Raw genomic sequence first — 21,981 nt, 5'->3', positions numbered from 1 at the left:
GTTTGTAAATTTATCATAGAAAGAAGTTGGAAAGTATGTCCATTGCCGAAAACATTGCCCAGGTGCGGGCCAACATCGCGGCCGCCGCCAGAGAGGCGGGCCGGGACCCCGGAGAGATCACCCTGGTGGGCGCCAGCAAAATGAACGACGCCGCCGCCTGCCGGGAGGCCATCGCCGCCGGCATCGACGTGTTGGGAGAGAACCGGGTCCAGGAGATGACCCAGAAGCTGAGTGAGCAGGCTTATGACGGCGCGCCCCTGCACTTCATCGGCCACCTGCAGCGCAACAAGGTCAAGCAGGTAGTGGGCCACGTGGCCATGATCCAGTCTGTGGGCTCCCTGGCCCTGCTGGAGGAGATCGAAAAAGTAGCCGCCGCAAAGGACCTGGTCCAGGATATCCTGCTGGAGGTCAACATCGGCGAGGAGGAGGCCAAGAGCGGTTTTGCTCCGGCGGAGCTCTTCGCAGCGGCGGAGGAAGCCCGGAAGCGGGAGCATGTCCGGGTGCGGGGACTGATGACCATTCCCCCCGCGGATGCCGATCGGGATACCAATATGCAGTATTTCCACAAAGTTCGGGCACTTTATGTTGACATCAATGCGAAATTGTTCCATAATGAATTAGAATATCTCTCTATGGGCATGAGCGGCGATTATGAAGATGCCATCCGCGCCGGTGCCAACATGGTCCGCGTGGGGACCGCCATCTTCGGCGCCCGCCATTATACTTGAGGAAAAACTCCAACAAGGAGGCTGCTGCCATGGGCTTTATTGATGAGCTGAAAAAGCTGACCCATCCCTATGAGGATGAGGACGAGGAATTTGAGGAGTTCGAGGAGACCCCCCGCCGGGACACCTTTGAGGACCGGCGCAACAAGCCGGAGGACCGCCGCAACAAGGTAGTCAACATCCACGCCACCACCCAGCTGAAGGTGGTGCTGGTGAAGCCGGAGCGGTTTGAGAACGCCTCCGAGATCGCCGACCATCTGAAGGACAAGCGGACCGTGGTCCTGAACCTGGAATCCACCAACAAGGACATCGCCCGCCGGCTGATCGACTTCCTGTCCGGCGTGGCCTATGCCGGTGAGGGCAAGATCAAGAAGGTCTCCGCCAACACCTACATCATCACGCCCTACCATGTGGATATCGAGGGCGACCTGATCGACGAGCTGGAAAATAACGGCTTGTACTTCTAACAGGGGGAGAGACAGATATGCTGACACCGCAGGAAGTTTCCACACACGCCTTTGCCAAGGCGGTCATGGGCGGATACAACATGGCCATGGTCGACGAGTTTCTGGACGAGCTGACCGATGACTATACCGCTCTTTATAAGGAAAACGCGGCCCTGAAGGCCAAGATGAAGGTCCTGGTGGAGAAGGTGGAGGAATACCGCGCCACGGAGGATTCCATGCGGGCCACTCTGCTGACGGCCCAGCGCATGGCGGACTCCATCGTCCGGGATGCCGAGGCCAAGCGGGATGAGATCCTGGCCAAGGCCGACACCGACGCCAAGGAGAAGACCGTGCAGTACCAGCAGGAGCTGACCGTGGCCCAGGAGCGCCTGGCCCAGGGCCAGCAGGAACTGGCGAAGTTTATCTCCGCCAGCCGGGACCTGTGCGCACGGGAACTGCAGTTCCTGGACCAGCTGCCCCAGCTGGAGGTGGAGCAGCCCGCCCCTGCCCGGGAGGAAGCCCGGGTGGAAGAGATCGGCGAGAACGTGCTGGCCGCTTTTGCCGCCCAGCAGGCGGAAGAGATTACGGAAGAGATCAAGGAGGAGCCTGTGGAAGAGGAGGCCCCGGTGGACGACTATCCCACGGGCGATCCCTTTGCCCGGGAGGATCTGGACGCCACCCGCCGCATCAACCTGGATGATCTGAAGTTCGGCCGCAACTACACCGGCGAATAAATCACGCAGAAGCGGCTCCGGGAAGGAGCCGCTTTTTTGATGAGGAGGACCTATGGAGAAGCAGATGCCCATCGTGGCTTTTTTGTATGACTTTGATAAGACCCTCTGCACCACCGACATGCAGGACTACGCCTTCATCCCCTCCCTGGGCATGACGCCCTCGGAGTTCTGGGCATTGGCCAACGGCTTTGGCCGCCGCAACCGCATCGACGGCATCCTGGCCTATATGTATACCATGATCCGGGAATCAGAGCGGAAAAACCTCCCCTTCACCCGCCAGGATCTGGTGGAGAAGGGCCGCGGCATCGTGCTGTTTCCCGGTGTACAGGACTGGTTCCGCCGCATCAATGAGTTCGGCAGGTCCCAGGGCGTCCAGGTGGAGCACTACATCATCTCCTCCGGCCTGCGGGAGATCATTGAGGGCTCCTCCATCAGCGGGGAGTTCAAGGAGATCTACGCCAGCGAATTTTACTACGATGAGAGCGGCCGCCCCGTCTGGCCCAAGCTGGCGGTCAACTTCACCGCCAAGACCCAGTTCGTCTACCGCATCAACAAGGGTGTGCTGGACGTGTCCGACGACAAGACGCTGAACGATTCCATGCCCGATGACAGCAAACGGGTGCCCTTCACCAACATGATCTACATGGGGGACGGCCTTTCGGATGTACCCTGCATGAAGATGATGCGGGCCTACGGCGGCCAGGCCATCGCCGTGTATCAGGACAGCAACCGCATGGGCGTGGAGGACCTGCTGGCCAAGGGGCGAGTGGATTTCATCTTCAAGGCGGATTACAGCGAGGGCACCGCCCTGGACCTGACGGTGAAGAACATCATCCGCAAAATGGCCATTTCCGATCAGCTCTGGGAGGAGAATACCCAGCAGCTTCGCAGCATCGGCGGCGATGTGCTGCCCAACCAGGTGGGGCTGTTTTGAGGATGGTCCCCCTTGACAGGGGGACGGGGGAAGAGGGGGAGAGGTCTTTTGAAATGACACCTCCCCCTTACACCCCCTCCAGGCCGGGCATCTGCCGCCCGGTCATCCGAGGCCCGTTCCTCTGGGCCGAGGTGAAACCCGGGGGGATTCCGAATTTCAACACCGTCGCGGCATTGCGATTCCCGGCCTCTTTGGGGCCGGGAATCGCGCCGCTTCCTCGAAACAGGCTCGCTTCATCCGCCACTGGCGGCGCTTCGCCTGTTTCCCCCACACCCCCTTGAAACGGCCAGACCAGGGGGCCTGCGGGCCCTCTATTCTGGACTACACCCCCGGAGGGGGAGCGGAAAGAGAAACAATTCCATTCGTTGACCACCCCGAAAGCAAGGCGGCAGTTCGGCATGCGGCGGCGGGCTATCTCTGTTTCGCCTGCGTGGGGCGCACCCGGTACGGGCTTGCAAGTCTGCACCGCACTGGCCACGGCGACCAAACGTTTTGCGCAAAAAGGCGCCATCGGCGCCGGCTTTGCGCGAAAGCGCCTTTCTTTTCCACCGCTGCGGCGGCGACTTTTCTTTGGGCGCAACCCAAAGAAAAGTGGGGGCCGCATTCCCGTCCGGCGAAGCCGGGCACATTCCCCACGGCGCCCCGGCAGGGGCGCTGTTTTACCCCCAAATCCTCTTTACAATTCGTATCCAATTTGGTAAACTATACGCTGCGTATTTAAAAAGAAACTCTTTATAAAGGAGAACCGATATGGCTTCCGAATTTTCCAGAACATTGTCCCTGCTGCGCAAAGAGCGGGGCGTTTCCCAGCGGACCGCCGCCGGCGACCTGGGTATCTCCCAGGCCTTGCTGAGCCACTATGAAAACGGCATCCGGGAACCGGGCCTTTCCTTCGTGGTGAAGGCCTGCGACTACTACCATGTGTCGGCGGACTTTATCCTGGGTCGTACCCTGTCCCGGGAGGGCAGCATGCTGACCAGCGAGGAAATTTTGAACGCCGCTGAGCCGGGAAATGTGCTCCAGGGCAGCGTGATGGCTACCCTGCAGAGCAAGCTGCTGGGCGGCGCCATCGGCGTGCTGTTCGGCCTGCTGGGCAGGCTGGGGGACAAGGCCGCCATCAACGCGGCAGCCGCGTATCTGGGCAGCGGCGTCTATCAGCTGTACCGCCACCTGTACCGGGAAGCTGGCGCCAACGAGGACTACTTTGCCCTGGATGCCGGTGACTGCACCATGGGCATGGCCGAGGTGGAGATGAAGCTGGAGGAGACCCGGTTCGTCCACGCCCTGAAGCAGCAGGCGGCCCAGAAGACGGAGTTCCCTGACTTGGCGCCCGAGGCCCTGGCAGCAGGCTATCCGGGCCGGAACCAGAGCCTGACCCAGGTGCTCAGCTCCGCCGACAGCCGCCTCAACGGCCTTTCCCAGCAGTGAGATGAGTTTTCAGTCGTTGGCCTTTCTGGCCTTTTTGACGGTGACGGTTCTGGTCTGCCTTAAAGTGGGACACCGGAGCCGCCGGGTGGGATCGTGGCTGCTGCTGGCGGCCTGCGGGGTGTTCTGCCTGTGGGGGTTCCCCGACCGAAAGGTCCTGGGCGGGTTTTTGGTGCTGCTGGGCGGCTGTATCGTGACCTGGGCGGCTGCCGGAGACTTTTCCGCCCATCCGGAGCGGAAAAAGCCGGTGTTCCTGGTGGCCCTGGCCTGGTTGACCGGCACGCTGCTGTGGTATAAGTACGCCGGTGGGTTCACCGGCGGCTGGATGCCCCTGGGCCTGAGCTTCTTTACCTTCCAGCAGATCTGGTATCTCAAGGAGGTCTATACCGGGGCGGCGGAGCCTGCGGGCAGAAGGGACTACCTGCTGTATACCTTCTTTTTCCCCACTCTGACCTCCGGCCCCATTCTGCGGCCCTCCGCTTTTTTTCCACAGCTGAACGGGGAGACCTTCCTGCACCCCGACTGGCGGGATATCTCCGCCGCCCTGTATGCCATCTCCCTGGGCATGGCGAAAAAGGTGCTGCTGGCGGATTCCCTGGGGACGGTGGTCTCCAACGGCTGGGCCATGCTGGCGGACCTGACGGCCCCTGGGGCGTGGCTAGTGATGCTGGCCTACACGCTCCAACTCTACCTGGATTTTTCCGGCTACTGCGACATTGCGGCGGACTGCGCCCGCCTGCTGGGGATCCGCCTGCCGGTGAACTTCGATTCTCCCTACCGGGCCCTGAGCGTGGGAGAGTTCTGGAAGCGGTGGCATATCACCCTGACAACCTTCCTGCGGGAGTGCCTGTACTTTCCCCTGGGCGGCAGCCGGAAGGGAAATGCACGGACATACCTGAATATCCTGATCGTCTATCTGGTCAGCGGCGTCTGGCACGGCGCCGGGTGGACCTTCCTGGTGTGGGGCGGCCTCCACGGTCTGGCCCAGATCATGGAGCGGGCCTGGGGCCCCCGGCGGGAGCGGCTCCCCAAGGCCCTCCGCTGGGTGCTGACCTTCCTGTTCGTCAACCTGGCCTGGGTGTTCTTCCGGGCGCCCAGCCTGGGGGCGGCGGGAGGCCTCCTGTCCGCGGCAGTGTCCGGCGGCGCGGGCCTGCCCCTGTCTGCCCTGGCGGCTGGGGTGCTGGACAGCGAGACCACCGCCCTGACCACCCTGCTGCCCATGCTGGCGGGGCGGGTGCCGGGGCTGGTTCTGGCGGCGCTGCTGGCGGTGAGTCTGACGGTTTCTCTGTGGCCCCAGAATACCATCCGGAGAATGGAAAGTTTCCGGCCTAACCTGGGCACCGCCCTGGTGTGCGGTGTGCTGCTGGTGTGGGCGGTGCTGTCCTTTTCCAGCGGAGCCACCTTTATTTACTCCAATTTCTGAGGAGGCGCGGCCTTGAAAACACCATATCAACGCTGGGCGGCCGCGCTGCTGGCGACCGCCGCGGTGCTGCTGGCTCTGTGCGCGGAGACGGTGCGGTTGGTGGACCCCTTTTTCCACTACCATGACCCGGACCCCGAGGGGGAGGTCTGGTTTGACCAGCGGGCCCAGGGAGCGGGGCTCCTGCGGAGCCAGGCGTACGAGACGCTGCTGATGGGCTCCTCCCTGGCGGCCAATTACCGCCCCTTCTGGTTCGATGTGTTTTACGACACCTCCACCGTGAAGGTCACCTTTCCCAACGGCGGCTTCGGGGAATTCACCACGGCGCTGGACTATGCCTGCACCCAACAGGATGTGCAGCGGGTGATCTTCGGCCTGGACCCCAATCTGCTGGCCCGCAGTCCGGCGGAGGCACCGGAGGAATTGCCGGACTATCTCTATGACGACGACCCCTGGAATGACGGGCAGTATCTGCTGAACAAGGATGTGCTGCTGCGGTCGGGCTATACCCTGCTGAAAAAGGCACAGGGAGAGACCCAGACCATTCAGGACGCCTTCGTGTGGGACGGCAATGTGTTCTTCTCCAAAGAGCTGGCCCTGGCGGGCTATGAGCGGCCGGAGGAGACGGGCATCGCACTGCCGGAGGATGCCTTTCTGGAAAACTGCCGGGAGAACCTGACGACGGTCACCGGCTGGCTGGAGCAATACCCGGACACGGAGTTCATCTTTTTCTTCTCTCCGTACAGCATCCTGTTCTGGGATAAAATGGACCGGCTGGGGCAGACGGAGGCCATGCTGGCCCTGTTGGAGGAGACCACGGAGACGCTGCTGCGGTACGACAACGCGGAGCTGCAGTTCTTCATGGCGGACACGGATGTCATCACCAACCTGGACAACTACGCTGACCACATCCACGTGGCGGGCCGGGTGACCTACCGCATGGCCCAGGCCATGCCCACGGGGCAGTACCGGCTGACCGCGGAAAACCGGGCGGAAGTGCTGGACGGCCTGCGGGACTTTGTGGTACACTACGATTACGACGAGATCTGGAAATGACCTCATGGAGGTACTTGACATATGAGTAAACAGGCAAATATTCGAAATTTCAGCATTATCGCTCACATCGACCTCGTCGCCGCAAGCTCCGTATCCCTCGCTTCTGCCTGACGGCAAAAGCTCACTCATTGCGCTGCGGCTCCTCTCCCCAAAAAGCCTGACGGCTTTTCGGGGGCCCCGATTTTGATCGAAAGTAACGGCGCTTCGCGCCGCCCCGCCGTGCGGGGCCCCGCGTGGACTTGCCGATGGAGGTTATACGTTTATGTCCAAACAGGCAAATATCCGAAATTTTTCCATCATTGCGCATATCGATCATGGCAAGTCCACGCTGGCGGATCGGCTGCTGGAGAAGTGCGAGGCAGTGGCCCAGCGGCAGATGGCCGACCAGCTGCTGGACAACATGGACCTGGAGCGGGAGCGGGGCATCACCATCAAGGCCCGGGCCGTCCGGCTGAACTACAAGGCCCAGGACGGGGAGGTCTACGAGCTGAACCTCATCGACACCCCGGGCCATGTGGACTTCAACTACGAGGTTTCCCGGTCTCTGGCGGCCTGCGAGGGCGCCGTGCTGGTGGTGGATTCCACCCAGGGCGTGGAGGCCCAGACCCTGGCCAACACCTATCTTGCCATGGAGCACGACCTGGAGATCCTCCCCGTGTTCAACAAGATCGACCTGCCCGCCGCCGACCCTCTGAAATCCAAGCAGGAGGTGGAGGACATCATCGGCCTGCCCGCCATGGACGCGCCGGAGATCTCCGCCAAAATGGGCATCAATATCGAGGCGGTGCTGGAGGACGTGGTGAAAAACGTGCCGCCTCCCACAGGCGACGAGAAGGCTCCTCTGAAGGCCCTGATCTTCGACAGCCAGTACGACAGCTACCGGGGTGTCATCGTCTACATGCGGCTCATGGAGGGCACCCTCCGGGTGGGCCAGACGGTGAAGATGATGGCCTCCGGCGCCAGCTACCAGGTCATCGAGTGCGGCCATCTGCTGCCTCTGGGCCTGGAGCCCTGCCAGGAACTGCTGGCAGGCGAGGTGGGCTACTTCACCGCCTCCATCAAGAACGTGCAGGACACCCGGGTGGGCGACACCGTCACCGATGCCGCCGAGCCCACGGCGGAGCCCCTCCCCGGCTACCGTCCGGTGCAGCCCATGGTCTACTGCGGCATCTACACCGAGGACGGCAGCAAGTATCCGGACCTGCGGGACGCCCTGGAAAAGCTGCAGCTCAACGACGCCTCCCTCAGCTTTGAGCCGGAATCCTCCGTGGCCCTGGGCTTTGGCTTCCGCTGTGGTTTCCTGGGTATGCTCCACATGGAGGTCATCCAGGAGCGGCTGGAGCGGGAGTTTGACCTGGACCTGGTGACCACTCTGCCCTCCGTCATTTACAACGTCTATAAGACCGACGGCACCATGGTGCGGGTGGACAACCCCCACAACTACCCGGATCCCGGCACCATTGAGCACGCCGAGGAGCCCTATGTGAAGGTGAACATCATCAGCCCTAACGAGTACGTGGGCAACATCATGCCCATGTGTCAGGCCCGCCGGGGCGAATTCAAGGACATGCAGTATCTGGACACCCACCTGGTGGAGCTGCACTACCAGATGCCCCTGAACGAGATCATTTACGACTTCTTCGATACCCTGAAGGCCAATACCAAGGGCTATGCCTCTCTGGACTATGAACTGTCCGACTACCGGCCCAGCGAGCTGGTGAAGGTGGACCTGCTGCTCAACGGCGACAAGGTGGATGCCCTGAGTTTTATCGCCCACAAGGACAAGGCCTATCCCCGGGCCCGACGGCTGTGCGAGAAGCTGAAGGAGAACGTGCCCCGCCAGCTGTTCGAGATCCCCATCCAGGCCGCTATCGGCGGACGGATCATCGCCAGGGAAACCATCAAGGCCATGCGGAAGGACGTGCTGGCCAAGTGCTACGGCGGCGACGTGACCCGAAAGAAAAAGCTGCTGGAAAAGCAGAAAGAGGGTAAGAAAAAGATGCGGAGTTTGGGTACGGTGCAGGTGCCGACAGAGGCATTCCTGGCAGTGCTCAAGCTGGACGAGTGACGCTTGCCCTCTGCGAGCGTCAGCGAGCCGCCGCGGAAGCGGCGTACAAGCGTTTTGCGGAGCAAAACCTTGGATCGGGCGGGCTTTGCCCGCCCGGTCAGGTCAAATGCGGGGTCCCCGCAAAATCAAAGATTTTGTGGGGTGCGGCAAGAAAAAGATGCGGAGTTTGGGTACGGTGCAGGTGCCGACAGAGGCATTTCTGGCAGTTCTCAAGCTGGACGAGTGACGCTGCACATTCCTGCGGAAAACGGAACACATCATATGAAAAAAGCGCAGGTCCCCGTTTGCTTCGGGGACCTGCGTTTTTTGAAAGAGACGATCAGACCAGAGCTCAGCCCAGCTTTTCCAGCTCCGTCAGGGTATGGGCACAATAGCCGGAGGCGCCCACAAAGGACAGCAGCGCCAGCACACCGCTGAGATAGTACGGTGCACTGCCCTTGACAGCGCCCGCTTCCTCCAGGATGGCGCCTGCCATCACCACGATCAGCACAGCCACAACGATCCAGGCGCGGTGAATGATCTTCTTTTCCTTCTTTGTATCCATGTTGAATACCTCCTTGTTTTTTTCATGAACAACGTGTAGTATACTGACAATATAGACAAAATTACATATCTAAAATAAGAAGTTTTACCCAAAGAACTTGACGCTTTCAAGGAAATTCGCTAGAATACATTCCGAATTTTAAGAACACCGCAAGGAGGCATCCCGATGGATACAACAGACCGCCGCATTCTGCGCGTTTTGCAGCAGGACGCGCGAATTACCATGACGGCCCTGGCCGAGCAGATCTCCATGAGCGTACCGGCCACGGCGGAACGGGTACACCGGCTGGAGGAGCAGCAGGTCATACGGGGCTACCACGCGGATATCAGCGCTGTGGCCGCGGGGTATGAGATCGAGGTCATGATGCTGGTGACGGCCCATGCCGGCGCGGAGCAGAGCCTGTATCAGCTGGTCGAGGACAGACCGGAGGTAGTGGCCGCCTGGGACCTGGCAGGCCGCACCGGATTGATGCTGCGGGTCATCTGCAAGGACATGGTTTCCTTCCAGACTCTGGTGGAGGCCTTTCAGCAGGTCGCCACCACGGAGTCCTATTTCTGCCTGCATCAGCGCAAGGGCGTCCAGTTCCCGCTGGAAGATGTGTAAACGAACAGGACGGCGCGGGATCGCGCTGTCCTGTTCGTGCGTTTCCGGCTCTGCTGCAGACCGTGAACGGACCCAAAAGGCTTTGCAGCGGCATAATAGGTCGACCTTCTCGAAAATGCACAAAAAGTAGTACCTTTCCCCAATGGAAAGTCTACTTCTGGAAATGCGCGGAGTCGTTGACTGTTGGGGGAAAAACCATCATAATAACATGGAAATCATAAAAAATGGGAAAATACGGGCAAAAGGCAGGAGGAAGCTATGAAAAAGGGCTATTTGGTGCTCCAGGACGGCCGGGTGTTCGAGGGCATCCGCTTCGGTGCCGGGGCTGACGCCGTGGGCGAGCTGGTGTTCACCACCGGCATGTGCGGCTACATCGAGACCCTGACGGACCCCAGCTACGCGGGGCAGATCGTCATGCAGACCTATCCCCTCATCGGCAACTACGGCATCATCCGGGAGGACTTTGAGGGCGAATGCTGCGTCAAGGGATATGTGGTCCGGGAGTGGTGTGATGCGCCCTCCAATTTCCGCACGGACTGCGACCTGGACACCTATCTGAAGGAGCAGGGGGTGCCGGGCCTGTACGGCGTGGACACCCGGGAGCTGACCCGCATCATCCGGGAGCACGGCGTCATGAATGCCACCATCTGCGACGAGGTGCCCGCCGACCTGACGCCGGTTGCCACCTACGCCGTCACCGGCGTGGTGGAGGCTGTCACCTGCAGGGAGCCTGCTGTCTGTCCGGCAGAGGGGGAGGAGGCCTTCAAGGTCTCCCTCATCGACTACGGCGCCAAGCGGAACATCGTCCGGGAACTGCAGAAGCGGGGCTGCACCGTCACCGTCCTGCCTGCCACCACCTCTGCTGAGGATATCCTGGCGGCGCATCCCGACGGCGTGATGCTGTCCAACGGCCCCGGCGACCCGGAGGAGAATGTCTACCAGATTGAGCAGATCAAAAAGCTGCTGGGCAAGGTCCCCATGTTCGGCATCTGCCTGGGCCACCAGCTGACGGCCCTGGCCGCCGGGGGAAAGACCTACAAGCTGAAATACGGACACCGCGGCGTCAACCAGCCCGTCCGGGACGTGAACGGCGTCCGCACATTCATCACCAGCCAGAACCACGGCTACGCCGTGGACTCCGACAGCATCAAGGCCGGAAAGCTCTCCTTCGCCAACGCCAACGACGGCACCTGCGAGGGCATCGACTACCCCGACCTGAAAGCTTTTACCGTGCAGTTCCACCCGGAAGCCTGCACCGGACCGAAAGATACGTCCTTCCTGTTTGACCGCTTTGTGGACCTGATGAAAGGAGGCGAGCTGTAATGCCTTTGGATACTTCCATTAAGAAAGTCCTGGTCATCGGCTCCGGCCCCATTGTCATTGGTCAGGCCGCTGAGTTCGACTACGCCGGCGCCCAGGCCTGCCGCATTCTGAAAGAGGCCGGGGTCAATGTGGTGCTGTGCAACTCCAACCCCGCCACCATCATGACCGACCAGGCCATGGCGGATGAGATTTACCTGGAGCCCCTGACCACCGAGACCATCAAGCGCATCATTATCAAGGAAAAACCCGACTCCATCCTGGCGGGACTGGGCGGCCAGACCGGCCTGACCCTGGCCATGCAGCTGGACAAGGAGGGCTTCCTCCAGGAGCAGGGCGTCCGCCTGCTGGGTACCGACGCCAAGGTCATCTCCCGTGCCGAGGACCGGGAGCTCTTTAAGGAAGCCATGGCGGAGATCGGCCAGCCGGTCATCGCCTCCGACATTGCCGAGACCGTGGAGGACGCCCTGGCGGTGGCCGACCGCATCGGCTATCCCGTCATCGTCCGCCCCGCCTTCACCCTGGGCGGCGCCGGCGGCGGCGCGGCGCAAAACGCTGCGGAACTGCGCATCATCGCCCAGACCGGCCTGGACGCCTCCCCCATCACCCAGGTGCTGGTGGAGAAGGCCATCTTCGGCTGGAAGGAAATCGAGTTCGAGACCATGCGGGACGGCGTGGGCAACGTCATCGCCGTCTGCTCCATGGAGAACCTGGACCCCGTGGGCGTCCACACCGGCGACTCCATCGTGGTGGCCCCCACCCAGACCCTGGCGGACAAGGAATTCCAGATGCTCCGCAAGGCCTCTCTGGACATCATTGCCCACCTCGGCATCGTGGGCGGCTGCAATGTGCAGTTGGCCCTGAATCCTGACAGCTTTGAGTATGCCGTCATTGAGGTCAACCCCCGTGTGTCCCGCTCCTCCGCCCTGGCCTCCAAGGCCACCGGCTATCCCATCGCCAAGATCACCACCAAGATCGCCCTGGGCTATACCCTGGACGAGATCAAGAACGACATCACCGGCAAGACCTGCGCCTGCTTCGAACCCACCCTGGACTACATCGTGGTGAAGATGCCCAAGTGGCCCTTCGACAAGTTTGCCGACGCCAGCCGCACCCTGGGCACCAAGATGAAGGCCACCGGCGAGGTCATGTCCATCGCCCCCAACTTTGAAATGGCCCTGATGAAGGCCGTCCGGGGCGCGGAGATCGGCCAGGACAGCCTGAACCGCAAGCGGGACCCGGAGGATACTGCCCCCATCTGGGAGCGGCTGCGCCGGGTGGATGACCGCCGCCTGTTCACCGTGTTCGAGGCCCTGAAATCCGGCATCTCCATCGGGGAGATCCACAGCATTACCAAAATCGACCGCTGGTTCCTGGCCAAGCTGAAGAAGATGGCCGACTTCGAGCTGGCTCTGGAGAAGGACGGCCTGACCGCCGACCACTACGAGACCGGCAAGAAGATGGGCTATCCCGATGCCACGCTGCTTCGTCTCTCCGGGGCGGACAGCCTGCCCTGTGACAGCAAGACCGCCGTCTACAAGATGGTGGATACCTGCGGCGCTGAGTTCGACGCCGAGACTCCCTATTTCTACTCTTCCTTTGACAAATTCTGCGAATCCCGCACCTTCCCCCGCAGCGGCAAGCCTGTCATCATGGTCCTGGGCTCCGGCCCCATCCGCATCGGCCAGGGCATTGAGTTCGACTACTCCTCTGTCCATTGTGTGTGGACACTGAAGGAACTGGGCTATGAGGTGGTCATCGTCAACAACAACCCGGAGACGGTCTCCACCGACTACGACACCGCCGACCGCCTGTACTTCGAGCCCCTGTTCCCCGAGGATGTCATGCACATCATCCAGGTGGAAAAGCCCGTGGGTGTGGTGGTAGCCTTTGGCGGCCAGACGGCCATCAAGCTGACCCAGTTCCTGGACAGCCACGGCATCCCCATCCTGGGAACCTCCGCCGAGTCCATCGACATGGCCGAGGACCGGGAGCGGTTCGACGAACTGCTGGAGCGCTTCCACATCAAGCGCCCCCGGGGCATGGGCATCACCGGTATGCAGGGCGCCCTGGACGCCGCCCATGAGCTGGGCTATCCTGTGCTGCTGCGTCCCTCCTACGTCATCGGCGGCCAGAACATGGTCATCGCCCATAACGACGAGGATGTCCGGACCTACATGGAGGTCATCCTCTCCGGCAAGATCGAGAACCCTGTCCTGGTGGACCAGTACCTCATGGGCAAGGAGCTGGAAGTGGATGTCATCTCCGACGGCAAGGACGTGTTGATCCCCGGCGTCATGCAGCACATCGAGCGCACCGGCGTCCACTCCGGCGACTCCATTGCCGTGTACCCGCCCTTCTCCATCAGCGACAAGATGCTGGAGGTCATCATCGAGTGCTCTGAAAAGCTGGCTCTGAGCCTGGGCACCAAGGGCCTCATCAACATCCAGTATTTGATTTACCAGGGTGAGCTGTACGTCATTGAGGTGAACCCCCGTGCCTCCCGTACCGTGCCCTATATCTCCAAGGTCACCGGCGTGCCCATGGTGGACCTGGCTTCCCGGGTCATGGTGGGCCAGCCCCTGGCCTCCCTGGGCTACGGCACCGGCCTGTACCAGCAGCCGCCCTATGTGGCGGTGAAGGTCCCCGTCTTCTCCTTCGAGAAGATCACCGACGCCAACGCCGCCCTGTCCCCCGAGATGAAGTCCACCGGCGAGGTGCTGGGCCTGGGCAAGAACATGCAGGAGGCCCTGTTCAAGGGCCTGGTCTCCGCCGGCTACAAGGTGGAGAAGTCCGAGCACGCCGGCGTGCTGATCTCCGTCAACCGCCGGGACCAGCCGGAGATCGTCAACATCGCCCGAAAGCTGGATGAGATGGGCTTCAAGCTCTATGCCACCGACGGCACTGCCCATGAGATCTCCCAGCTGGGCACCGATGTGGAGATCGTGGGCAAGCTGGGCCAGGACAACCGGGTCTTCCAGTTGCTGGAGGAAGGCAAGATCGACTACGTCATCCTCACCGGCTCCACGGAGCCCAGCTATATCAAGGATTTCATCCACCTGAACCACCGCTGCGTCCAGCTGGGTATCCCCTGCCTGACCTCCCTGGACACCGCCAATGCCCTGACGGACATTTTGGCCTCCCGGTATAACCAGCACAACACGGAACTGGTGGATATCTGCCACCTGCGGACTGAGCGCCAGAAGCTGAAATTTGCCAAGATGCAGACCTGCGGCAACGACTATATCTTCCTGGAGAACTGGAACGGGGAGATCACCTGCCCTGAGTCCCTGTGCGTCACCTTCTGCGACCGCCATTACGGCGTGGGCGCAGACGGCATCGTGCTCATGGAGCACTCCTGGAAGGCCGACGCGAAGATGCGCATGTTCAACGCCGACGGCAGCGAGGGTATGATGGCGGGCAACGCCCTGCGGTGCATGGGCAAGTACCTGTATGACAACGGCATCGTCAACAAGGACGAAGTGACCATTGAGACCGGCAAGGGCGTCAAGACCGTGAAGCTCTACACCACCGGCGGCAAGGTGACCTCCGCCTGCGTGGACATGGGCTATGCCACCCTGGACACGGCGGCTTTGAAGTTCGCCATCCCCGAACAGACGGTGGTGGACTATCCCGTCCGCATCGGCGGCCGGCCCTACAACATCACCTGCGTGGACATGGGCAACCCCCACTGCGTGGTGTTCTGCCCCCGGGTGGATGCGGTGGATATCGATTTCATCGGCCCCCGGTTCGAGCACGCCCCCTACTTCCCCGAGCGGGTCAACACGGAGTTTATCCGGGTGGTGAACCCCAGCACCATCAAGATGCGTGTCTGGGAGCGGGGCAGCGGCGAGACCATGGCCTGCGGCACCGGCGCCTGCGCGGCAGTGGTAGCGGCTGTGGCCAACGGCCTGTGCGAAAAGGGCCGGGACGTCACCGTCCGGGCCAAGGGCGGCGATCTGATCGTCAACTACACCGACGAGCGGGTGACTCTCACCGGCGACGCCAAGCTGGTCTATGCCGGAGAAATGGAATACTGATTTTTCGGAAAGACCGGCGCTTGCAGGCGCCGGCCTTTTCATGGAGTGAACAGCTATGAAAACAGAAACCACGATACAGAGGTCGGAATCCCTGGCGGTGGCCGCGCTGCTGGCCCTGGCTGGGGGCCTGTTGGACGCCTATACTTATCTCTGCCGGGGCGGCGTGTTTGCCAATGCCCAGACCGGCAACATGGTGCTGCTGGCCATCCGGGCGGCGGAGGGCAATTGGAGGGGTGCCGGGCACTATCTGGTGCCTGTGGCCGCCTTTGCGGCAGGCGTCCTGGTGACGGAGGCTCTGAAGGAGCGGACCCCCGTCACCCGGCTTCTCCACTGGCGGCAGGCAGTGCTGGCGGTGGAGATGGCGGCGCTGGCGGCTGTCGCCTGCATCCCCCTTGGTGCGGGAGATGGGGCCGCCAATGTGCTGGTGTCCTTCGTCTGCGCCATGCAGGTGCAGGCCTTCCGCAAGGTCCGGGGCCACGCCTTCGCCTCCACCATGTGCACCGGCAACCTCCGCAGCGGCACGGAGGCCTTTTACCGGGGGACCCGGAAAAAAGACCCGGCCGCCATGGAGACCGCCCGCTGCTATTTCGCGGTGATCGGCTGCTTTATCGCCGGAGCGGCCCTGGGCGGCCTGCTGCTGCCTTGCATGGACCGGTGGACGGTCCTGTCGGCGGTTCTCCTCCAGGCGGGGGCCTTTCTCTGGATGTGCCTTTGAAACAGAGTGGCGGTATTTCGCAAATTTCTGCAAAAAACCGGTTCTTTTTGCAAAAAAATGGCGCAGCCCTCTTTTCATGTCCGCCAGAAACTGGTATACTTTTTAACGGAATTTTAACAGAGAACGGAGATGTCTGTCATGGACTCCAGCACCCAGCCCAAGCACCATCTGCCTACCATCGGTATGCGGAATATCAAGACCGCCATTGCCGCCACCCTATGCGCGCTGGTCTACTATTTCCTGGACCGCAGCCCCGCCTTTGCCTGTATCGGCGCCATCTTCGGCATGGGCAGCGACTATGAGATGAGCAAGCTCCACGGCGGCAACCGTTTTTTCGGCACACTGGTGGGGGGCTTTATCGGTATGGGGCTGTTCGCCATTTACGCGATGCTGTTTCCGGACGGCAGCAATCGCTGGTTCCTGATCCCCCTGACATTTATCGGTGTGGTGCTGCTGATCCTGGCCTGCCAGTGCATCTGGGTGGGTGGCATCCAGCCCGGCGGTGTGGTGCTGTGTATCATCCTGTTCAACACGCCGGTGGAGACCTACATCTCCTACGCTCTGAACCGCATCCTGGACACCGGTATCGGCGTTCTGGCAGCCCTGTTCGTCAATGCCATGCTGCCCGGTGGCTTTACCTTCCGGTTCATGCGCCGCTTCTATGAGTGGCTGGGTATCCGGAACGATATCCACCATACGGGACCGGAGGTGTCCATCATCAGCAGAAAGAATAAAAAAGATCGCGAATAAAAATACACCTTTGTTGTTTTTTGAAAAGATGAATTTGCCGCTTGACAAAACGGTGAAAAGTCGGCTATCATAAGCCCAACACAAATCACCGGAAATACAATGACGGGGAAAAAGTCTTGCCACAGACGCTTCAGAGAGTTGCCGGCCGCTGCGAGGCAATGCAGAGTGGAGAGATGTCACTGGCCCCTGAGTAGTTTCGCTGAGACGGAGACGTTTAGGCGAAAACGGGTTTCCTCACCGTTACCAAAGAGGCGGGATTCGCGCAGCAGGCGTTGCGCTGATGCCGGAAGCGGGCATTTTTTATGCCAATGAGAGTGGTACCGCGGAAGTTTTACAGCTTTCGTCTCTTCAACCGAAGAGACGAAAGCTGTTTTTGTTTTTCCGGACAGATCTGAAAAGCAGGAGGAACCAAGCTATGAAGCGCATCAAGATTTTTGACACCACCCTGAGAGACGGCGAGCAGTCCCCGGGCTGCAGCATGAATATCTCTGAGAAGATCGAAATGGCAAGGCAGCTGGAAAAGCTGGGCGTGGACATTATCGAGGCCGGCTTCGCCATCGCCTCTCCCATGGACCACAAGAGTGTTCAGGCCATCGCCGGTGCCGTGACCAACTGCACCGTGGCATCCCTGGCCCGCTGTACCAAGGGCGACATCGACGCCGCCTGGGACGCGGTGAAGACGGCAAAGCACCCCCGCATCCATGTGTTCCTGGCTACCAGCGACATCCACATGGAGTACAAGCTGCAGATGAGCCGGGAGCAGGTCCTCCAGCGCATCAGCGAGATGGTGGCCTACGCCAAGAGCTTCTGCCAGGACATCGAGTTCTCCGCTGAGGATGCCTCCCGCTCCGAGTGGGCGTTCCTGGCGCAGTGCTACTCCAACGCCGTGGCTGCCGGCGCCACCACCCTGAACGTGCCCGACACCGTGGGCTACTCCACGCCCCAGGAGATGGCGGAGCTCATCACCTACCTGCGGCAGAACGTCACCGGCGTCGAGAACGTGGACATCTCCGTCCACTGCCACAACGACCTGGGTATGGCCGTCGCCAACTCCCTGGCCTGCGTGAAGGCCGGTGCCACCCAGATCGAGTGCACCGTCAACGGCATCGGCGAGCGGGCGGGCAACGCCAGCCTGGAAGAGCTGGTCATGGCTATCCACACCCGCCGGGATTTCTACGACGCGGAGACCGGCATCAATACCAGGCAGATCTACCGCTCCAGCAAGCTCCTCAGCAACATCACCGGCGTGCCCATCCCGCCCAGCAAGGCCATCGTGGGTGCCAACGCCTTCGCCCATGAGTCCGGCATCCATCAGCACGGCGTTATCGCCAATGCCCAAACTTACGAGATCATGAACTCCGTGGATGTGGGCATCCCCCAGAACACCATGGTCCTGGGCAAGCACTCCGGCAAGCACGCTCTGCGGGAGAAGCTTATCTCCATGGGCTACGAGCTTACCGACGAAGAACTGGAGAGTGTGTTTACCCGGTTCAAGGTCCTGGCGGACAAGAAAAAGAACATCACTGGCTCCGACATCGAGGCCCTGGTGCTCCACCGCCGCAATACCGCCATCGGCTCCTGCCGCCTGCTGAGCCATGTGGTCAATGCCGGCGACGGCGTGCCCAACACCTCCTGCATCAAGCTCCAGCGGGATAATGACGTGCTGGAGGAGGTCGCCATCGGCTCCGGTCCTCTGGACGCCTCCTTCAAGGCCATCAACCGGATGCTGGATATGGACATCAAGCTGGAGAGCTTCAGCCTCAACGCCGTCACCGACGGTGAGGACGCCATCGGCGAGGCCGTGGTGAAGGTGGCCGCCCCCGACGGCCAGGTCTATACCGGTACCGGCCTCTCCACCGATATCATCGAATCCTCCATCCGGGCCTATGTCAACGGCATCAACAAGATGATGGAAGCCACCGCTTAAAGGAGACAACGATTATGGGAATGACAATGACACAAAAGATCCTGGCCAAGCACGCGGGTCTCGACAGCGTGCGGGCCGGACAGCTGATCCAGGCCAAGCTGGACCTGGTGCTGGGCAACGACATCACCACCCCGGTGGCCATCAACGAATTTGAGGCGGCGGGCTTTGACAAGGTCTTTGACAAGAGCCGCATCGCCATGGTGATGGACCACTTCGCCCCCAACAAGGACATCAAGTCCGCCACCCAGTGCAAGCAGTGCCGCACCTTCGCCCGCCGCTTCGACATCGACAATTTCTACGATGTGGGCGCCATGGGCATTGAACACGCCCTGCTGCCGGAGCTGGGCCTGGTGGCCCCCGGCGAGACCGTCATCGGCGCCGATTCCCACACCTGCACCTACGGCGCCCTGGGCGCCTTCTCCACAGGCGTAGGCTCCACGGACCTGGGTGCCGCCATGGGCGCCGGTGAGACCTGGTTCAAAGTCCCCTCCGCCATCAAGGTTTACCTCACCGGAAAGATGAAGCCCTACGTCTCCGGCAAGGACGTGATCCTGACCCTGATCGGCATGATCGGCGTGGACGGCGCCCGGTACCAGTCCCTGGAATTCACCGGCCCCGGCGTCGCCAACCTGACCATCTACGACCGGCTGACCATCTCCAACATGGCCATTGAGGCCGGCGGCAAGAACGGCATCTTCCCGGTGGACGACGTGACCCGGGCCTACGTGGAGGGCCGCGTGAACCGCCCCTGGACTGCCTTCGAGGCAGACGAGGACGCCGAATATGAGCGCACCATCGAGATCGACCTGAGCCAGGTGGAGTGCACCGTGGCCTGGCCCCACCTGCCGGAGAACGCCCACAGTGCCCGGGAGGGCAAGGACATCGCCATCGACCAGATCGTCATCGGCTCCTGCACCAACGGTCAGCTGCCCGACATGGCCGCCGCCGCTGAGATCCTGAAGGGCCGTCACCTGGCTCCCGGTGTCCGTGGCATCATCATCCCCGCCACCCAGAGCGTCTATCGGGAGTGCATCCACCGGGGCTACACCGACATCTTCCTGGATGCGGGCTGCATCGTCTCCACCCCCACCTGCGGCCCCTGCCTGGGCGGCTACATGGGCATCCTGGCCGCTGGAGAGCGCTGCGTCTCCAGCACCAACCGCAACTTCGTGGGCCGCATGGGCCATGTAGACAGTGAGGTCTATCTGGCTTCCCCTGCCGTGGCCGCAGCTTCCGGCATCGCCGGACACATTGCACACCCCGATGAAATTTAAAGGGGGAGCAGGCTCCCCCTTTGCCCGCAAGGGGCACGCCGCATCCGTAAAGCAGCAAAGCTGCTAACGGCTGCGCAGTAGATTCCCCCCACCAGTGACATCGGCCACTGGTGAACGCCGCCCAAGGCGGCTGGCCCGGCATCATACCGCCGGGTCTGCCGAGGCCCATTCCTTTGGGCCGAGGCTGAGTCAAAGTATTTTTGTCAGGCACACGCCCCAGGGCGGCTTCTCTTGCCGCTTTGCGGCAATTCACCTTCTGTCCTGACAAAAATAATTTCAATATTCGCCGCGAAATGCGGCGAAATGGAGGAATATGCTAATGAACGCACACGGATCTGTACATAAATACGGCGATCACGTGGACACCGACGTGATCATCCCCGCCCGGTATCTGGCCACCCAGGACGCCAAGGAGCTGGCCTCCCACTGCATGGTGGATATCGACGCGGACTTCGTCAACAAGGTGAAGGAGGGCGACATCATGGTGGCCGGAGCCAACTTCGGCTGCGGCTCCTCCCGGGAGCACGCCCCCATTGCCATCAAGGCCAGCGGAATCTCCTGTGTCATTGCCAAGAGCTTTGCCCGCATCTTCTACCGCAACGCCATCAACATCGGCCTGGCCATCCTGGAGTGCCCCGCCGCCAGCGAGGGCATCGACAACGGGGACGAGGTGGCGGTGGACTTCGACACCGGTACCATCACCAACGTCACCAAGAACGAGACCTATCAGGCGGAGCCCTTCCCGCCCTTCATCAAGGATATGATCGCCAAGGGCGGCCTGATGGCTTCCCTGAAGGCCAGGGAGGCGGCGAAATGAACAAGACCATCGCCATCATCAAGGGGGACGGCATCGGCCCTGAGATCGTGAACGAGGCCATGGGCGTGCTGGATGCCGTGGCCGCCAGATTTGGCCACACCTTCACCTACGTGGACGCCCCCATGGGCGGCAACGCCATTGACGCCTTCGGCGTACCCCTGCCGGATTCCAGCCTGGAGACCTGCCTGAACGCTGACAGCGTGCTGCTGGGCGCCGTGGGCGGCCCTAAATGGGATGACCAGCCCTCCGCAAACCGCCTGGAGCGGGGGCTGCTGAAGCTCCGGGGCGCCATGGGGCTCTACACCAACGTCCGCCCTGCCCGCATGTTTTCCGAGTTGTCCGACGCCTGCCCCCTGCGGGCGGATATCGCCGCCAGGGGCATCGACTTCGTGGTGGTCCGGGAGCTCATCGGCGGCGTGTACTTCGGCGAGCACCGCACGGGGGAGTCTGGCGGCGAGCAGAAGGCCACCGACATCATGTCCTACACTGAGCATGAAATTCGCCGGGTGGCCCACGTGGCCTTCCAGATGGCTCAGAAGCGCCGCAAGCGGGTGACCTCCATCGATAAGGCCAACGTGCTGGACACTTCCCGGCTATGGCGCAAGACCGTCACGGAGGTGGCGAAGGAGTACCCGGATGTGGAGCTGCTGCACATGTATGTGGACAACGCCGCCATGCAGATCGTCCGGGACCCCAGCCAGTTCGATGTCATCGTCACGGAGAACCTGTTCGGTGACATCCTCTCCGACGAGGCCAGCCAAATTACCGGCTCCATCGGCATGATCCCCTCCTCCAGCATGGGCGAGGGCACCCGGGGCCTGTACGAGCCCATCCATGGCTCCGCCCCGGACATCGCGGGCCAGGACAAGGCCAACCCCATCGGCACCATCCTGGCGGCGGCCATGATGCTGCGGTACAGCTTCGACATGGCGGCGGAAGCCGACGCCATCGAGGCCGCCGTGGACGAGACCCTGAAGGCCGGGATCCGCTGCGGCGACATCATGCGCCAGGGCTGCACCCTGGTGGGCTGCCGGGAAATGGGCGCCCAGATCCGCTGTCGTATCTGACCACTGATGTCAGACATCAGAAAAACTATACTTGACATTTGCAAACTTCTATGGCAAAATCACCCTCAAGAAATATGATGAAGGGAACAAGTAATCCGCTTCGCTCCGTTTTCAGA

At 61.5% G+C, this 21,981-nt stretch carries 18 protein-coding genes and 2 other annotated features (1 of these 20 running past the window's edge); of the genes, 17 read left to right on the top strand and 1 reads right to left on the bottom strand.

What is annotated here, in order from left to right:
- Window positions 1-35 precede the first annotated feature (35 nt).
- From JQM66_RS03630 to lepA, 8 genes are all read left to right on the top strand, one after another.
- Window positions 36-728 carry a YggS family pyridoxal phosphate-dependent enzyme gene (locus tag JQM66_RS03630; RefSeq protein ID WP_235228449.1) on the top strand — a complete coding sequence of 231 codons (693 nt, stop codon included), beginning with the start codon at window positions 36-38 and terminating at the stop codon, window positions 726-728.
- 29 nt (window positions 729-757) lie between these two features.
- Window positions 758-1,192 carry a cell division protein SepF gene (locus tag JQM66_RS03625; protein ID WP_235228448.1) on the top strand — a complete coding sequence of 145 codons (435 nt, stop codon included), beginning with the start codon at window positions 758-760 and terminating at the stop codon, window positions 1,190-1,192.
- A gap of 17 nt (window positions 1,193-1,209) precedes the next feature.
- Window positions 1,210-1,905: a DivIVA domain-containing protein gene (locus JQM66_RS03620; protein ID WP_235228447.1), complete on the top strand. Its 696-nt coding sequence runs from the start codon at window positions 1,210-1,212 to the stop codon at window positions 1,903-1,905.
- A gap of 52 nt (window positions 1,906-1,957) precedes the next feature.
- Complete coding sequence (locus JQM66_RS03615; RefSeq protein ID WP_235228446.1) at window positions 1,958-2,839, top strand: HAD family hydrolase; 882 nt, start codon at window positions 1,958-1,960, stop codon at window positions 2,837-2,839.
- A 750-nt stretch (window positions 2,840-3,589) separates the two neighbouring features.
- On the top strand, window positions 3,590-4,267 hold the full coding sequence (locus JQM66_RS03610) for a helix-turn-helix domain-containing protein (protein WP_235228445.1): 678 nt from the start codon (window positions 3,590-3,592) through the stop codon (window positions 4,265-4,267).
- 16 nt (window positions 4,268-4,283) lie between these two features.
- On the top strand, window positions 4,284-5,687 hold the full coding sequence (locus tag JQM66_RS03605) for an MBOAT family O-acyltransferase (RefSeq protein WP_235228444.1): 1,404 nt from the start codon (window positions 4,284-4,286) through the stop codon (window positions 5,685-5,687).
- 12 nt (window positions 5,688-5,699) lie between these two features.
- Entirely contained in the window at window positions 5,700-6,740 is a 1,041-nt protein-coding gene (locus tag JQM66_RS03600) for a hypothetical protein (RefSeq protein ID WP_235228443.1), read from the top strand.
- Between the two features lie 262 nt (window positions 6,741-7,002).
- Window positions 7,003-8,808: a translation elongation factor 4 gene (gene lepA, locus JQM66_RS03595; RefSeq protein ID WP_235228442.1), complete on the top strand. Its 1,806-nt coding sequence runs from the start codon at window positions 7,003-7,005 to the stop codon at window positions 8,806-8,808.
- A gap of 331 nt (window positions 8,809-9,139) precedes the next feature.
- Here the strand turns inward: lepA and JQM66_RS03590 are convergent, their stop codons facing one another.
- Complete coding sequence (locus tag JQM66_RS03590) at window positions 9,140-9,352, bottom strand: hypothetical protein (RefSeq protein WP_235228441.1); 213 nt, start codon at window positions 9,350-9,352, stop codon at window positions 9,140-9,142.
- A gap of 165 nt (window positions 9,353-9,517) precedes the next feature.
- Here JQM66_RS03590 and JQM66_RS03585 point away from each other — a divergent pair, with 165 nt between their 5' ends.
- The 9 genes from JQM66_RS03585 (at window position 9,518) to leuB (ending at window position 21,865) form a co-directional block, all read left to right on the top strand.
- Window positions 9,518-9,955 carry an Lrp/AsnC family transcriptional regulator gene (locus JQM66_RS03585; protein WP_235228440.1) on the top strand — a complete coding sequence of 146 codons (438 nt, stop codon included), beginning with the start codon at window positions 9,518-9,520 and terminating at the stop codon, window positions 9,953-9,955.
- 258 nt (window positions 9,956-10,213) lie between these two features.
- Window positions 10,214-11,278: a carbamoyl phosphate synthase small subunit gene (locus tag JQM66_RS03580; protein ID WP_235228439.1), complete on the top strand. Its 1,065-nt coding sequence runs from the start codon at window positions 10,214-10,216 to the stop codon at window positions 11,276-11,278.
- Window positions 11,278-15,315 (top strand): carbamoyl-phosphate synthase large subunit, encoded by a 4,038-nt coding sequence (gene carB, locus JQM66_RS03575; RefSeq protein WP_235228438.1) that lies wholly within the window; start codon window positions 11,278-11,280, stop codon window positions 15,313-15,315. The genes JQM66_RS03580 and carB overlap by 1 nt, the downstream gene beginning before the upstream one ends.
- A gap of 55 nt (window positions 15,316-15,370) precedes the next feature.
- The gene (locus tag JQM66_RS03570; protein WP_235228437.1) at window positions 15,371-16,030 is read left to right on the top strand and encodes a YoaK family protein; all 660 of its coding nucleotides are present in this window, start codon (window positions 15,371-15,373) and stop codon (window positions 16,028-16,030) included.
- Window positions 16,031-16,168: 138 nt separating this feature from the next.
- Window positions 16,169-16,780, top strand: a complete 612-nt coding sequence (locus tag JQM66_RS03565) for an FUSC family protein (protein ID WP_235228436.1) — start codon at window positions 16,169-16,171, stop codon at window positions 16,778-16,780.
- Window positions 16,781-16,870: 90 nt separating this feature from the next.
- Window positions 16,871-17,131: a binding site (T-box leader), on the top strand.
- Between the two features lie 40 nt (window positions 17,132-17,171).
- The gene (locus tag JQM66_RS03560) at window positions 17,172-18,707 is read left to right on the top strand and encodes a 2-isopropylmalate synthase (RefSeq protein ID WP_268824314.1); all 1,536 of its coding nucleotides are present in this window, start codon (window positions 17,172-17,174) and stop codon (window positions 18,705-18,707) included.
- Window positions 18,708-18,721: 14 nt separating this feature from the next.
- Window positions 18,722-19,981, top strand: coding sequence for a 3-isopropylmalate dehydratase large subunit (gene leuC, locus JQM66_RS03555; RefSeq protein WP_235228434.1), 1,260 nt, complete (start codon window positions 18,722-18,724; stop codon window positions 19,979-19,981).
- Between the two features lie 319 nt (window positions 19,982-20,300).
- Window positions 20,301-20,798, top strand: coding sequence for a 3-isopropylmalate dehydratase small subunit (leuD, locus tag JQM66_RS03550; protein ID WP_328284111.1), 498 nt, complete (start codon window positions 20,301-20,303; stop codon window positions 20,796-20,798).
- Complete coding sequence (gene leuB, locus JQM66_RS03545; RefSeq protein ID WP_235228432.1) at window positions 20,795-21,865, top strand: 3-isopropylmalate dehydrogenase; 1,071 nt, start codon at window positions 20,795-20,797, stop codon at window positions 21,863-21,865. Before leuD ends, leuB begins: the two co-directional genes overlap by 4 nt.
- A 68-nt stretch (window positions 21,866-21,933) precedes the next feature.
- Window positions 21,934-21,981 (top strand) — a binding site (T-box leader) (it continues 198 nt past the right edge of the window).

The organism is Oscillibacter valericigenes, assembly GCF_021531915.1.
Classification (GTDB): Bacteria; Bacillota; Clostridia; order Oscillospirales; family Oscillospiraceae; genus Oscillibacter; species Oscillibacter valericigenes_A.
The sequence above is the reverse complement of the archived record's forward strand: the minus strand, read 5'-3'. Positions and strand labels throughout refer to the sequence as shown.

Bases quoted from the DNA above. Each gene is read 5' to 3' on its own strand.
- JQM66_RS03630 (WP_235228449.1), top strand. From the start codon at position 36: ATGTCCATTGCCGAAAACATTGCCCAGGTGCGGGCCAACATCGCGGCC.
- JQM66_RS03625 (WP_235228448.1), top strand. From the start codon at position 758: ATGGGCTTTATTGATGAGCTGAAAAAGCTGACCCATCCCTATGAGGAT.
- JQM66_RS03620 (WP_235228447.1), top strand. From the start codon at position 1,210: ATGCTGACACCGCAGGAAGTTTCCACACACGCCTTTGCCAAGGCGGTC.
- JQM66_RS03615 (WP_235228446.1), top strand. From the start codon at position 1,958: ATGGAGAAGCAGATGCCCATCGTGGCTTTTTTGTATGACTTTGATAAG.
- JQM66_RS03610 (WP_235228445.1), top strand. From the start codon at position 3,590: ATGGCTTCCGAATTTTCCAGAACATTGTCCCTGCTGCGCAAAGAGCGG.
- lepA (WP_235228442.1), top strand. From the start codon at position 7,003: ATGTCCAAACAGGCAAATATCCGAAATTTTTCCATCATTGCGCATATC.
- JQM66_RS03590 (WP_235228441.1), bottom strand. From the start codon at position 9,352: ATGGATACAAAGAAGGAAAAGAAGATCATTCACCGCGCCTGGATCGTT.
- JQM66_RS03585 (WP_235228440.1), top strand. From the start codon at position 9,518: ATGGATACAACAGACCGCCGCATTCTGCGCGTTTTGCAGCAGGACGCG.
- JQM66_RS03580 (WP_235228439.1), top strand. From the start codon at position 10,214: ATGAAAAAGGGCTATTTGGTGCTCCAGGACGGCCGGGTGTTCGAGGGC.
- carB (WP_235228438.1), top strand. From the start codon at position 11,278: ATGCCTTTGGATACTTCCATTAAGAAAGTCCTGGTCATCGGCTCCGGC.
- JQM66_RS03570 (WP_235228437.1), top strand. From the start codon at position 15,371: ATGAAAACAGAAACCACGATACAGAGGTCGGAATCCCTGGCGGTGGCC.
- JQM66_RS03565 (WP_235228436.1), top strand. From the start codon at position 16,169: ATGGACTCCAGCACCCAGCCCAAGCACCATCTGCCTACCATCGGTATG.
- leuC (WP_235228434.1), top strand. From the start codon at position 18,722: ATGGGAATGACAATGACACAAAAGATCCTGGCCAAGCACGCGGGTCTC.
- leuD (WP_328284111.1), top strand. From the start codon at position 20,301: ATGAACGCACACGGATCTGTACATAAATACGGCGATCACGTGGACACC.
- leuB (WP_235228432.1), top strand. From the start codon at position 20,795: ATGAACAAGACCATCGCCATCATCAAGGGGGACGGCATCGGCCCTGAG.